This is a genomic window from Psychrobacter piscatorii (assembly GCF_904846415.1).
Classification (GTDB): domain Bacteria; phylum Pseudomonadota; class Gammaproteobacteria; order Pseudomonadales; family Moraxellaceae; genus Psychrobacter; species Psychrobacter piscatorii.
Map to the genome: position 1 here is coordinate 47,314 of NZ_CAJHAR010000022.1, position 14,118 is coordinate 61,431.

Consider the following 14,118-nt stretch of genomic DNA (forward strand, 5'->3'; position numbering starts at 1 on the left):
TGTTGACACAATCGCCTTTACCCCTTAATATGTGCACCTCGATAGCGAGGAACATTAACAAGTTAGCGGCATTGCCAACAACGAGTTAATCAACAAACTATCGTAATAATAGAGAATTTCGGAGTGTGGCGCAGTTTGGTAGCGCATCTGGTTTGGGACCAGAGGGTCGTAGGTTCGAATCCTATCACTCCGACCATCTATTTTAAGAGCCTTACAGGCTTTTTTTTATGTATAATGATTTAGTTTCTGATATAGTAAAAATTATATTATAAACTGAATGATAGTGTATAAAAGTCCTCTAAGAGCGCCTGTAGCTCAGCTGGATAGAGCATCTCCCTTCTAAGGAGGTGGCCGCAGGTTCGAATCCTGCCAGGCGCGCCATTTAGCCTGCAAATCTTGCCTATTCTTTTGGCAATAGTTATGGCGGTTGTAGCTCAGTTGGTAGAGCCCCGGGTTGTGATCTCGGTTGTCGTGGGTTCGAGTCCCATCAGTCGCCCCATTTTATTTTGCATTATCTGCATATAAATCCTATCTTTATACTAAATCTTATCTAATAAATAGCACTCGCCACTGTTGGCGTTTTTTTGTGTCTGCTTGATTTCTATTTCCCTGTATTATCCTATAATATTAAACGGTTAAAGCTTTCTGAACCTTTAATTGTTTAGTGATTTACTGACTTCTTATTCATATCAATTTTGCGATAGGTTTTTCTTCAAAAACCTAAACTGACTGTGTCTGCTCTACTATTGGTTAGTACTGCTTATGAGTGAATAGACATCATGTTTTAAATCGGGCATTATGCTTAGGTCTTGATGCGTCCTGCTGATGAAAACATCGTATTGGCTACACCGAAAAAATTTAAAGCATTTTGGATACACCCTCGCCTTTTTAAGATTTGTTGTTATTGACCCTGTATTATTGAGGAACTAATTGATGGACGCATTGAGCGTATTGCTACAGAATGTGCACTTATTTGAGACCAAGTATTATCGTTTGAATGGTGCTGGCAATTGGTCTTATTCTATGAGTAGAAAAGACACCATTTTATTTTACTTGGTGATGTCGGGTGGTTTTTGCATAGACGTTGGCAACGGCCTACGCGAAGCTCGTGCTGGTGATATGATTATGATCCCGAACGCGCACAAGCACGTAAGCTATGCACTCAATCATCATGGTGACGTGGCTGAACCCCTTGATGAGTTACTGACCAATTGTCAAGATCGCACGCTTGAGATCGATGGCAATGGCGATCCTAATTCCTCATTGATTTTGATTGAATGTAAATACGACAAAGAGATGATTAGCCCTCTACTATCTGTGCTACCACCGATATTGCCTGAGCTCAATGATGCTGCTGATGGTCGGTTCGAGGTGATTGATGTGGAGATCAAGCTTTTGACCTTGGAGTCTGAGCGCGAACGCATGGGCAAAACGGCTGTGATCAATCATTGGGCAAGCATTATGATGATTGAATGTTTGCGCGTTTATATTGAAAGCTTACCTGAGGCGACTGAGAGTTGGCTAAAGGCCATGAAAGATCCATTTTTGACCAAGGCACTAGCAGCGATGCACGAGGCGCCAAGTCAAAGCTGGACCATTCATAAGCTTGCAGAGGTGGCAGGTATGTCGCGCTCGAGCTTTGCCCAGCGCTTTAAAGATACGGTAGGGATGCCGCCGCTGACTTATTTGATTGATTACCGCTTGCGTTTGGCAGCACGCTATTTGCGCTTGCAGCAAAATAGTATCAGCCGTATCAGTGATATGGTGGGCTATGCGTCAGATTCAACTTTTAGTCAGGCGTTCAAACGCGTTTATGGTGTCTCACCCAAAGCGTACCGTCAACAGTATCAACAGCAAAAGCTTGCATAAGTTATTTTTTGACGTCCTCAGTGTTCATTTATTAAAAGCGTTAAGGCGACCAAGGTATCCTTAGCGCTTTTTTTGATTGATAAATCTAGCATTTACATAGGTAAAATACTTGGCAATCAACTGGCGCTATTTTGGTTAGGTAAGGCTGACAATACGCTTGTGTTCAGGTACTATGGAATAATGAGTCGTCGAGGTGTAAGTGTTTATATTTGACGCATAATATGTGACTATATGCCAGTGATATAAGAGGATCGAGACGATGTTTATTTTTGCTGCTGATGGTATGTTATGACTGAACCGACCGCAAAACCAAGTACAGAAGCCAATAGCCACCAAGGTACTACTGCAACTGCTAAAAAAGAACAGAAATCTGATAAAGCTAATGCGCAAGATAACGTGCATACTGGCAAAACGGTATCAGCTAATACGGCTGAGATGCCTGATAAAGCGGCATTATTAACATTATTTACTTTGTCAGATACCAAAGAGAGCATTGATGAAGTAGGGGCTAGCGAGCAGCTTGACACCGATACATCAACCATACAGCCTACCGCCAACGAGTCAAACGTAGCTGCGCAGCGTGTGGCTCTTTATCATACCCAGCATGAACGTACTCGACTGCTATATATGGCATCCGCCAATACGCGCCCCACGTATTTAGTACAAACACTCAAATCACAATTTGCAGAATATCAGCAGTATTTGCTTGCTCAGCAGCTCGATAAGCGTGGTTTGATGGATACGGAAATGCTTGAACGACTCTGGCAGCAGCTGCACGTGGTCGATGATATTATTGCAGATATCGTCCATCATATGCCCGCTCAGCAGCCAGCAGGTTGGCAGCTTACCACGCAGGATGGGCGCAACCCGCTGTGTTTTGCCACTGTCGGTAAGCTAAAACATGGCAAGCCAATCCGCGATCAAGGCAGTCTCAACAGCTACGTGCTCGGTCACTTTGGCGTGAGCAGCTTTACCTATGATCGCGGTTATTATATCGGTCACGTGGTTGGGTATTTATTCAGCTGTTATTTCTGCGCACACTTATCTATCAGTTATGGTGTGGCAGCGCTCGGTCAGCAAGTCGTTGCTGATTATGACTATGCTAGCCTTGAGACGCCGCATATGGTCAGGCTTTTACAAGGTCTGGATGGGTATTGTAAAAAACGTGTCTATCAGCTGGCAGTGATTTGTGCGCGCTTGAGTGTGTTTGCGAGTGATAAACGCATTGAGAGAATGCTGATTGCTGAGGTTAATGATTTTGATAAAAAACTCCAGCAGCAGCATTTGGATGTCTTATTATTACAAGGCTTGATGCCTGATAGTAACGACTCAACCCCGCTTTAATAGATAGTTTTTATAGACATTGCCCTTTTTGTTAAGCCATACATCCAAACCCCTACCTGTGATTTTTTTAGGATATCTGCTGCTATGCCCGCTTATCATTTTAAAGCGCTTGACGACCAAGGTAGTGTCCAAAAAGGCTTACTAGAAGGGGATTCTGCTCGGCAAGTTCGGCAGCAGCTGCGTGATAAGCAGTGGACACCAGTCGAAGTCAGTGCAGTCAATGACATACAAAGCCAAAACAAAAGCCGCTATAAAAAACCATCTGCTTATGAGCTTGCATTACTCACACGCCAGTTATCTGTGTTACTAGCGGCTGGTATTCCACTTGAAGAAACTTTGGCTGCTGTCGCTAAACAATCGCCAAAGACGCATATCAAATCTCTGATGCTGGCGGTACGCTCACATGTCCTCGAAGGCTTAAGCTTAGCACGAGCATTACAACAAGCCGCGAGCTTCCCACCCTTATACATCGCGACGATTGCCGCAGGCGAAAAATCTGGTCACTTAGATTTAATCCTTAATCAGCTAGCCGACTACACCGAAAACCGTTTTGCCCTCCAAAAGAAAATCCAAGGGGCGATGGTCTATCCGATTGTACTGATGGTTATGGCAATTGGTGTGATCATGGGGTTGATGAGTTTTGTGGTGCCCAAAATTGTCAAAGTCTTTGAGCAGTCTGAACAGGCCCTGCCATTAATTACTCAAGTCGTTCTGACGCTATCAAATATTATTACGCAGTGGTGGTGGCTAATGCTACTGGTATTGGCAGGTATTGCGTTTTTGTTTTATCGTTTTGCCCAAACGCAGGCTGGGAAATTGGCAATAGATAGTGTGGTGCTCAAGCTACCAATATTAGCCAGATTATCCAAGGGATTGAATGCGGCGCGTTTTGCCAGTACGCTTGCGATCTTAGTACGCTCAGGGGTGCCGTTGATTGAGGCATTGCATATTGGTGCGGCAGTGACGACCAATTTGCATATTAAGCAAACGATTGTGACTGCCGCTGATAGGGTCACAGAAGGCTCAAGTTTATCCAGCCAACTCGAAAAATCCACTTACTTTCCGCCGATGATGGTACAAATGATCAAAAGCGGTGAGAATTCAGGCGAGCTTGAAAACATGCTCAGTCGTGCCGCCACGATGCAAGAAGCGGAAGCCACCAATTTTATTAGCACCCTATTGTCGCTACTTGAGCCTTTGATGTTGGTCTTAATGGGCGTGGTGGTGATGATTATCGTGATGGCAGTGATGCTACCAATCGTTAATATGAATGACTTGGCAGGCTAGTCAATAGTTAACTGACTAGCTTACAAACAGCCGATATATTTTTCTCAAACTATCAACTATCTGCATTTTTATCCTCTCTTAATTACCTATCTTGCTAAACCCTACGTTAGCTTTCTTAAAATTTGCTTACTGTTGTATATTGTTGACTAAGCAAAATTTTTGCTATGGTAAACCTAAGCACCACGTTATAGTGAAAGCGGGTCAAAACGATAGTGATAAATATCGATGGTCAGTTGGTGCTCTATGATTGTTTGCTGATGGTTACTTGGTATTGACTGTAATGACAATCTGAGCACAGCGCTGGATAAAAATAAAACCATGGTTTATAGTGACAATGATTTAGGGTTTTATTGATAAGCCTCTAGACGCATGAGTGCTACTAGAACGCCACTTTTACTATTTACATAACTGTGATGACCAAAGCGATGACTATGACTGACACCCTTCAAGTAAATATTAGCCCAAAAAGTGCCAATACCAAAGATGACAATTATAATATTCAAGCCCATGGTGGCATTGTAAATGACCATCAGATAGTCCATTCAATGACACATCGCAGCTCGGTAGGCAAGTCTGGACAATCGGGATTTACGCTTATTGAGATTATGGTCGTTATCGTTATCTTGGCTATTCTTGCAGGATTGGTCGTCCCAAAAGTAGTCGGACAAAGTGACAAAGCGCGTGTCAAAACTACTGAAACCGCGCTCGCTACTGTCTCTAACGCGTTAGATATGTATAAAGTCGACAATTCACGCTATCCGACGACAGCACAAGGTTTAGAAGCGCTTACTACACCGCCTGCGGATGCAAAAAACTATCCTGAAGGTGGCTATATTAAAGGTGGCTATCCAACGGATGGTTGGGAAAATGAGATGCAATATGTTGCGCCAGGTAGTGAAGGGCGACCTTATGACTTGTTTTCCTTAGGTGCAGATGGACAGCAAGGTGGTGAAGGTCAGGATGCGGATCTTTATGCTCAGCTATAAGATTTAGCCTTGTCGGCATCTAGAAAGCCTATACCAATAAAATATCGTTAAATGCACTTGTTATCGTGCAATTAACGGCCTATCAATATCAACCAATAATTCTTTATTGGTTGATATTTTTTATCGATACGTAAAATAAATACCATCTGATATGAACCTGGTATTGAGGGTCAATAGTTTTATCAGTAGGTGTATGTTCGTACTACCAGTCACTGCAAGCTAAAATCAAAGGTAATAACTTATGTCAATAAAAATACCAACACTACAATCAGTCGCTATCAATAAACGCGCTACTAAGTTCCATGCGCTTGCACTTACTGTTGCAACCACTTCGTTGATGACAGCTTTATCAATGACATCAATTAGCGCACAGGCGGCAGGCTTGAACGATTTATTTAATAGTAGTAGCGCATCCCAATCAAAATTCTTACCAGTGGATGAAGCTTTTCAGGTGATCAGTAGCACCAAAGCGACATCTAAGGGCACGCGTTTATCCATCACGTTTGATATCACGCCAGGACATTATGTCTATAAAGACCAGCTCGCGTTAAGCTTTCCAAAAGGGATAAATGCAACACCATTTACCTTTAATCAGGCACCAGTGTCCATTGATGATCCAACCTTTGGTAAAGTTCCAGTATTTACGCAAAGGAGTGTTGTTGCCACCACGATGCTGACGACCAATAATGGTAAAGGTGCAAAAAATGCTCCAATTATCATTGGTTGGCAAGGCTGTGCAAAAGCTGGGCTATGCTACCCACCTGAAAAGATCAAAACTAAAGTAAATATTGCTGCGACACGTAGATAAGTATTGAGAAGTTTGATTCAAATATCGGTAATAACAGGTAGCTATTCATGCTCATGAAGACATCACAACAATCGCCATCATTGACTGCAAATACACATGCAAAAAAATCGTATGTCCTAGCATTTGCGATTGCTAGCGGCTCGCTATTGACAGGGCTGTTAGCGACATCAACGACGGCGCAAGCAGCAGTATTGGGCGATCTATTTGGCAATAGTCAAAATACCGCGCAATCGAAATTTTTGCCAGTAGATGAAGCCTTTCAGGTTAGTAGCAGTAGTGCATCTACCAAGTCAGGTACGCGTCTATCTATTAATTTTGATATCACGCCTGAGCATTATGTCTATAAGAATCAAATCAAACTGACGCTACCTGCGGGCGTGACCGCGGCACCTTTTACCTTTAACCAAAAGCCATATTCAATCGACGATCCGACATTTGGTAAAGTATTGGTTTTTGATCAAGCTAGTATGGTCGCAAGTACCATTTTGACCAGTAACAACGGAAAAAGCATCGATGAGGCAGCAGTTGTCATTGGTTGGCAAGGTTGCGCCAAAGCCGGATTATGCTATCCCCCTGAAAAAATCAAAACCACGGTCAATATCAGAGCAGCATCATCACAGAGCGCGACAAGTAATGCCAACACTGAGGCAGAAAATGCGTCTGTTAACGAGACGACCGCGAGCGACAATCTGACTGATGCGACAATATCTGCTGGGAATACTGAGACGACATCCACAACAACTGGTACCAGTAGCACCACGGCGCAAGCAGAACAAGCGCCGATGGATGATGAGGTTATGGATTATGATCTAATCGATGACAGTACTCTGGAGTATGACTCTTTAGATGGTAGCACTGCAACGACCACGATTTCTGGAGCAAATGCCAACGTATCAATTGACGCGACCAATAGTGAGAATGTAAATTCTAACGACCTGATTGATGGTGATCCTTTTGGTTTGGCGTCGCATCCTTGGCTCGCATTGGTCTTACTGTTTTTAGCAGGTCTCGGTTTGGCCTTGACGCCGTGCGTCCTACCGATGTTACCTATCGTTGCCAATATTGTCGCCCGCGAGCAAAACCCAACGGTCAAACGCGGTGTTATCCTAACCACCAGTTACGCGATTGGTGTGGCGACTGCCTATGGTATTTTGGGCGCTGTGATTGCAGTATTTGGCGAGTCATTAGGTATTATTGGCTGGTTGCAAAATCCTATTATTTTAATTAGCTTTGCGATTGTTTTCGTCTTGTTAGCCCTATACATGCTGGATGCTTTTACCATACGTTTACCGCAAGCACTCAGCCGAAAAATGCAAGGGCTTAGCCAAGCAGGTGATAGCAAGCTTGGTAGTACAGGTGGTAGTTTGATTGCTGGATTTTTATCTGCATTAGTCGTATCTCCTTGCGTCTCTGCGCCATTATTCGGTGCGCTACTGGCAGTCTCTACCATTGGTAGTCCGCTCTTGGGTTTCGCCGCCTTATTTATGCTGGGTTTTGGTTTGTCAGCACCGCTTATTTTAATCGGTGCCACTCAGGGCAAAATCATGCCAAAGGCAGGAGAATGGATGAACTGGGTCAAGCAGGGCTTTGCGCTACTATTATTCGCGGTGGCATTGCTATTAGTTGAGCGCGTGTTTATATCGCCAGTGATGCTTATGGTCTGGGCATTATGGTTTATGGTGGTGGCGACATGGGCGTGGAGCTGGCTCGGTAAAAGACGCATGTTAACCCAAGCCATGAGTCTGATCGCTGGTATTTGGGCTGCTTGTCTGATCGTGGGTGCGGCATTAGGGAATGATGATAGCCTGCATCCATTAGCCTCGCTAAGCGCTACGCCGACGATGGTGCAGTCAGCGACTGGTCAGCCGATGGGCAACGATAGTGCGGCGACAGATAAAACGATCACCACACTTGCAGAGCTAGATACGATTGTTGCGGCAAATCCCAATGTCCTTGTCGATTTGACAGCAGATTGGTGTGTTGAGTGCCGTATCATGGATAAAAACTTATTTCATAATCGCCCAGCACAGATGCAAGACTGGCAGTTGGTGAGACTTGATATCACGGATACTACTGAAGACTCCAAAGCCATTTTGTCACGCTACAAGCTGTTTGGCCCGCCAGCATTGCTTTATTATCAAGGTGGTCAACTCGTTAATCAGCAAGTGGGCGAAATAGGTCGCTTGGAGTTTGAGCAAACCTTAACGACGCTAAACAACTGATGGCTCACAACCCGTACTTAATAACCTGAGTAAGTCTTTTGCTAAGGCTTAATAATGAAAAAAAGCCAGCGTACGCCAATAATGGTACGCTGGCTTTTTTAATGCCATTAAATTATTTTTATAATATCTTCTAAACGTTTGGTTTCACACACAATATGTCTCTTCGGCCAGATTTAACATTTTACCGCAGAAATCCCCTACCTCTAAGGTAGTGGGATGAATGCGTTTGACCTTGCGTGATTATTATTATATGATAAATATCTAATTCAGTCTATTTATATAAAGGTATTATAATAAAATGCTTTTAGACACTAATTATCATTCAGTCTTTCTGCTAAATTATCATCTAATTTTAGTAACTAAATACCGTAGACAGGTTTTTGATGACGAAGTATCGGACAGAGCAAAAGCTATCTTTGAGCGCATTGCACCCGATTATAAGATTGAGGTTGTTGAATGGAATCACGACAAAGATCATGTTCATATTTTATTCAAAGCACACCCCAAAACCGAAATTAGTAAATTCATTAATACCTATAAATCAGCAAGCAGTCGATTATTGAAAAAAGAATTTCCTATGATTAAAACCAAGCTTTGGGAAGATAAGTTTTGGTCGCAATCATTCTGCCTAATCACGACTGGTGGTGCGCCTCTTGAGGTTATTAAACAATATATCGTTGACCAAGGTAAATAATGACTAAGCAAATCCTTAAAGCCTATAAAGTCAGGTTGTACCCGAATGATGAGCAGCAGATATTCTTTGCTAAGTCGTTTGGTTGTACGCGCTTTATTTGGAATAAAATGCTTGCCGACAAGATTGATTATTACCAAGCCACTAAAACCACCTTAAACAACACACCAGCTCAGTACAAAAAAGAATTTGAATGGCTCAAAGAAGTCGATAGCTTGGCGTTGGCTAATGTGCAGCAGAACCTAAGAGTTGCATATAACAAGTTTTTCAAACAAGGCTCAGGCTTCCCTAAGTTCAAGAAAAAAGGCATTAAAGACAGCTATACGACCAACAATCAAAAGGGCACTGTGGCTGTCACCAAAAACACCGTTAAACTGCCTAAAATTGGTCATATCAACGCCAAATTCCCCGATAAAATAAACGGACTTATAAAGAGCGCAACCATCAGCCGTAAACCGTCAGGTAAGTATTTTGTCAGCCTATTGGTTGAAACCATCGTTAATGAGTTACCCAAAAGCCAATCAAATATCGGTATTGATTTAGGATTAACAGACTTCATCGTCTTATCGGACGGTACGAAAGTTGCCAATCCTAAGTTTCTAGCAAAGCTACAAGACAAACTGGCGCGAGAACAAAAGATTTTAGCCAAACGCAGAGCTGCTGCCAAAGCGGATCAGCGGAAGCTGTCAGAAAGTCGTAATTACCAAAAGCAAAAACTTAAGGTCGCCAAGGTCTATGAAAAAATAACCAATAAACGAGCTGATTTTCTACACAAACTTTCATTCAATATCATCAAAAACCACGATGTTATTGCCATTGAAGACTTGAACGTCAAAGGCATGGTTAAGAACCATAAACTTGCCAAAGCTATATCAGACAGCTCATGGTCGTTATTCACCACTATGCTTGCCTACAAAGCAGAATGGTACGGTAAAGAGCTTGTCAAAATAGACCGATGGTTTCCATCATCTAAAACTTGCTCAAACTGCGATCATCTACTGACCAAGGCTGAATTACCGCTGTCAGTCAGAACATGGGATTGTCCAAATTGCTTACAGCGAAATGACCGCGATACCAATGCCAGTATCAATATCTTAAACCAAGGATTGATACTAGCTAAACACTCAAAAACTGTCGGTGCGACAGGGTTAGCTTAGTAAATTTGCTTAACCTCTGATACAGAATATTGTATCAAGTATGAGCATTACCTAAGAAACCCCTACTTCTAAAGTAGTGGGTAGTTCATTATATCGATAACGCTAGTATAGTGATTATATTTTCATTACAATAAAGTAACAATACTGAAGGGGTATATCAGTTTGTCATAACTGCCTCTGATGTTCTCATATTTTCTAGTTTTTTAGCGGCAACGCTAACAGTTATATTAATTAACTCACATACTCTGCTGGCGATAATGCTGGTTAGATAAAGGACATTTATGTTTGCCCACATCACCACTCAGCGTCAATTACAACGTACTCATGTAATCAGTCGTAACGCCAGTAGCCGCACATTACATACTCATTTGAGTATCGCAATCGCTATCGCATTGAGTTGTACGGCGGTACAAGTACAAGCAGCTGATAATAGCCAAACTTATAACGAACTGCCAGTACCAGAAGCGGCGTTTGAATATGAAACCGTTGAGATGCCGCAGAGCGTAACCACACAGAGCGGTAAAGTAATTAGCAAAGAATTTATTGCTCAACAAGCGAAGCTGTTTTCTGAATGTACGCAAGTGCAGAGTAGTGCCGCTCGTTTGGCTTGTTTTGACAAGGTAGCTGAGCAAGGTAAAACACCAAGCTACACCATGACCAAACAACCAGTTGATTTGGCGAAAACATTTAAGACGACTATTTCGGGTAATCCACAAGTTGTTTTTGTGGAAGAGAACTCGACCAATACTTTCAGTGATGAGAGCGCAACTGCTAATCAACAGTCTACTACTAATAGTTTTGATACGGTCGCAGACAATCAGCAAGAGGCTCAGGTTCTAGAAAATGTGGGTGTGACTCAAACAGATATTGAAAAATACACACCACTCAGTTTGGCATATGATCTCGACCAAAACAGTGAGCGCGGTACTTGGACGGTAAGACCATACCGTCCGACTTATCTGCTGCCATTGTTTTATACTTTTGATCCTAATTTAAATCCAAGCACCCCTTCTCAGGAAATTGAACCTTTTGACTCTAATGACATACGTGAGACAGAGCTAAAATTTCAGTTGTCTCTAAAGAGTAAAGTTGCAGAGGATTTATTCGATACCAGCGCTGATCTGTGGTTTGGTTATACCCAAGAGTCACATTGGCAGGTTTATAATGAAGACAATTCACGACCATTTCGTGCCACCGACTATCAACCTGAAATATTTTTGACTCAGCCTGTGACGGCAGACCTACCTTTCGGTGGCCGTCTACGCATGTTAGGTGCAGGCGCTGTGCACCATTCTAATGGACAGGATGATCCATTATCACGTTCGTGGAACCGTGCTTATCTGATGGCAGGGGCAGAGTGGGGCAAGCTGTCAGTCATACCGCGTCTATGGGCTCGAGTGAATGGCGATAGCAGTAGCGACGATGACAATCCAGATATCGAAGATTACATGGGTTATGGCGATATCAAATTCTTATATGATTTGCCTGCCGAGCAAAGTATTAGTGGTACCTTGCGCTACAATCCAAGCACCAATAAAGGCGCTGCCCAAATCGACTATATCTATCCATTGTCAGAAAACGTCAATGGTATGGTGCAGCTATTCCAAGGTTACGGCGAGTCCATTGTTGATTATAATCATGAGAATACCTCTATTGGTTTCGGTATTGTACTGAATGACTGGAAAGGCCTCTAACATAAGCGAGTCTTACCATATTTATGATAATCAATAGTCTATGCACCGCTTAACGCCTTATCAAACTGGACTGTGGCTGGCAGAGTATTTAAATGTACGCTGCCAGCTATGCCGTATTTATCGAAGTACAGCACAATCTCAGCTATTGATGCAGTACTCACACGCTAATAGTAATGACGCATCGAGCGAAAATTCTAAATTTTCCCCTTCTAGCAATCAATCCTTGTTTGCTCATATTTGTCATCAAATAAATCACCGCTCAAGTAGAGGTCTACTCTGCACTTATTGTCACAACAGTATCGTATGGCTACCACAGCCTTTTGATGTTGACATTGTTGCTGGTAGATCCTTATTTATCCAAGTATCTACCTATTATGAATATCCAATGCGTCAAGCAATTCGAGCGTTTAAGCATCATGAAGACATGACAAAATTGCCATCGTTGTTACATGCATTACGCCAGCTACCACGGCCACATGGCTGTCATCATAATAATAGTGTAATTGTTGCCATGCCAACAACCAATCAAAGACTAGTGAAACGAGGGTTCGATCCTGTCAGTATTTTATCATCACAACTGTCAAAGCATTGGCAAATACCTTTATGGCAAGGTGTTGAGCGCATTGATGATACGGTCAGTTAGCAAGGGCTCACACGCGCTGAACGTCTAAGCAACCTAGATAATGCGTTTGCATTAACTGAAAAACCTTCGGTAAAACGCTTACTATTGTTCGACGATGTATCTACGACAGGTGCAAGCTTACAGGCTCTAGCGCGAGTATTTATCGGACCTGAGCATTCAAATAAGATAAATGTTCAACGCTATAGTAACTACCACATTTCAGCATATACTTTAGCGCATGGTAGTCAATAGTGTTAATTAAGCTATCTATTTGAAATCATTAATATATTGCTAACTCTTTGCCTTCACGATATATTATTAAATACGTATATATTTGCTGATACACTGAATAGGTTTTCTTATCGTTTTGTATATAAGCTCAACAGAATGTTATGGAACAAAAATTGCATGTTATTTAGTATATTGAATGTAAAATTATTAATAAAAGTAGTATGAGGTTTTTATTATTTTTAAGTCATGGTTGATATCAGACAGACACTAGCAGTTATAAAAAGGGATTCCGATGTGAACGCATCTATGAATAGTCTACCCTCCACGCGATGGACAGCCAGTTCAGGGTTTACCTTGATTGAGCTAATGGTAACGATTGCTGTACTGGCTATTATTGTGAGTATTGCTGCACCTAGTATTAGCACACAGCTTGCCAATCAGCGTGTTAAGTCGACGGCTGCTACTCTTGAAAATGCATTAAAAGAAGCGAAGGCTGAGAGTGTTATTCGTCGGCAGCCTCTAGCTTTATCATATAACAATAACGGTACTAACGCAGGGACTATTGGAGTCTCGGGCATCACTAGCTACAGTTATAGCGCTAAAAGTACGGTGAAGTCTAATCCAGCCATAGTAGTCTTTGCGCCAAGCAAAAACGCTAACAATGCAGTAGTCTATACTATTTGTGACAGCAACACGTCAGCTAGTCCAAGACAAGTTAGTGTGAGCAAGCTGGCTAATATTATCAATAAATTAGGAGGGTCTTGTCCGTGAATATTACTACCCTCCAACGTGGTGTCGGTTTAGTCGAAGTCTTGGTAGCTGTGCTACTGTTATCGATAGCAGTATTAGGATTTAGTGCTTTGCAAGTTCGTGCAGTCAATGCGACTGATGAGAGTTTAGTGCGGACTAAATCGCTGACCATCGTACGAAATTTAGCAGAGGTGATGCGCGCATATCCAGAGGCTTATGTTACTGGTAGTGGTACTACATTCACGACTGCGCTACCAACGGCAACAGGAGCTGTTCCTACCGTACAAGCTATCGCTGCTAGTACAACACTAGCAACTACCACAAGTGGTACTAGGGCGTGTCATCAATTAGCATGGATATTTCAGAATAAGCTATACTTAGATCGTATTTAGGAATTTGAGCTCAATGACTATGACAAGACGACATGCCCTACGTGATGACCAATGGGAGAGAATTA

General features: G+C 42.5%; 12 protein-coding genes and 3 tRNA genes. All 15 read left to right on the forward strand.

Annotated features, from left to right (window positions below; translation table 11 throughout):
• The first annotated feature begins 119 nt into the window (after positions 1-119).
• The 15 genes from JMX83_RS10435 to pilV all read left to right on the forward strand — a co-directional run bounded on the left by JMX83_RS10435 (position 120) and on the right by pilV (position 14,053).
• Positions 120-196: transfer RNA gene (locus tag JMX83_RS10435), tRNA-Pro, on the forward strand.
• A gap of 108 nt (positions 197-304) precedes the next feature.
• Positions 305-381: transfer RNA gene (locus tag JMX83_RS10440), tRNA-Arg, on the forward strand.
• Positions 382-423: 42 nt separating this feature from the next.
• Positions 424-499 (forward strand) — tRNA-His (locus JMX83_RS10445).
• 434 nt (positions 500-933) lie between these two features.
• Entirely contained in the window at positions 934-1,869 is a 936-nt protein-coding gene (locus JMX83_RS10450) for an AraC family transcriptional regulator (protein WP_201601448.1), read from the forward strand.
• A gap of 288 nt (positions 1,870-2,157) precedes the next feature.
• Positions 2,158-3,213 (forward strand): hypothetical protein, encoded by a 1,056-nt coding sequence (locus tag JMX83_RS10455; RefSeq protein ID WP_201601451.1) that lies wholly within the window; start codon positions 2,158-2,160, stop codon positions 3,211-3,213.
• Between the two features lie 84 nt (positions 3,214-3,297).
• The gene (gspF, locus tag JMX83_RS10460; protein WP_201601454.1) at positions 3,298-4,500 is read left to right on the forward strand and encodes a type II secretion system inner membrane protein GspF; all 1,203 of its coding nucleotides are present in this window, start codon (positions 3,298-3,300) and stop codon (positions 4,498-4,500) included.
• A 545-nt stretch (positions 4,501-5,045) separates the two neighbouring features.
• Positions 5,046-5,486, forward strand: a complete 441-nt coding sequence (gene gspG / locus JMX83_RS10465; protein ID WP_201601482.1) for a type II secretion system major pseudopilin GspG — start codon at positions 5,046-5,048, stop codon at positions 5,484-5,486.
• A 241-nt stretch (positions 5,487-5,727) separates the two neighbouring features.
• A complete protein-coding gene (locus JMX83_RS10470; RefSeq protein WP_201601456.1) occupies positions 5,728-6,294 on the forward strand; it encodes a protein-disulfide reductase DsbD domain-containing protein in 567 nt (188 codons plus the stop codon).
• A gap of 47 nt (positions 6,295-6,341) precedes the next feature.
• Positions 6,342-8,516 (forward strand): cytochrome c biogenesis protein CcdA, encoded by a 2,175-nt coding sequence (locus tag JMX83_RS10475; RefSeq protein WP_201601458.1) that lies wholly within the window; start codon positions 6,342-6,344, stop codon positions 8,514-8,516.
• A 298-nt stretch (positions 8,517-8,814) separates the two neighbouring features.
• Positions 8,815-9,210: an IS200/IS605 family transposase gene (tnpA, locus tag JMX83_RS10480; RefSeq protein ID WP_201601461.1), complete on the forward strand. Its 396-nt coding sequence runs from the start codon at positions 8,815-8,817 to the stop codon at positions 9,208-9,210.
• On the forward strand, positions 9,210-10,364 hold the full coding sequence (gene tnpB / locus JMX83_RS10485) for an IS200/IS605 family element RNA-guided endonuclease TnpB (RefSeq protein WP_201601463.1): 1,155 nt from the start codon (positions 9,210-9,212) through the stop codon (positions 10,362-10,364). The genes tnpA and tnpB overlap by 1 nt, the downstream gene beginning before the upstream one ends.
• Positions 10,365-10,645: 281 nt before the next feature.
• Positions 10,646-12,058: a phospholipase A gene (locus JMX83_RS10490; RefSeq protein ID WP_201601465.1), complete on the forward strand. Its 1,413-nt coding sequence runs from the start codon at positions 10,646-10,648 to the stop codon at positions 12,056-12,058.
• A 40-nt stretch (positions 12,059-12,098) separates the two neighbouring features.
• Positions 12,099-12,701: a ComF family protein gene (locus JMX83_RS10495; protein WP_227675818.1), complete on the forward strand. Its 603-nt coding sequence runs from the start codon at positions 12,099-12,101 to the stop codon at positions 12,699-12,701.
• Positions 12,702-13,205: 504 nt separating this feature from the next.
• A complete protein-coding gene (locus tag JMX83_RS10500) occupies positions 13,206-13,682 on the forward strand; it encodes a prepilin-type N-terminal cleavage/methylation domain-containing protein (RefSeq protein WP_227675819.1) in 477 nt (158 codons plus the stop codon).
• Entirely contained in the window at positions 13,679-14,053 is a 375-nt protein-coding gene (gene pilV / locus JMX83_RS10505) for a type IV pilus modification protein PilV (RefSeq protein ID WP_406947630.1), read from the forward strand. The genes JMX83_RS10500 and pilV overlap by 4 nt, the downstream gene beginning before the upstream one ends.
• Positions 14,054-14,118: the final 65 nt, after the last annotated feature.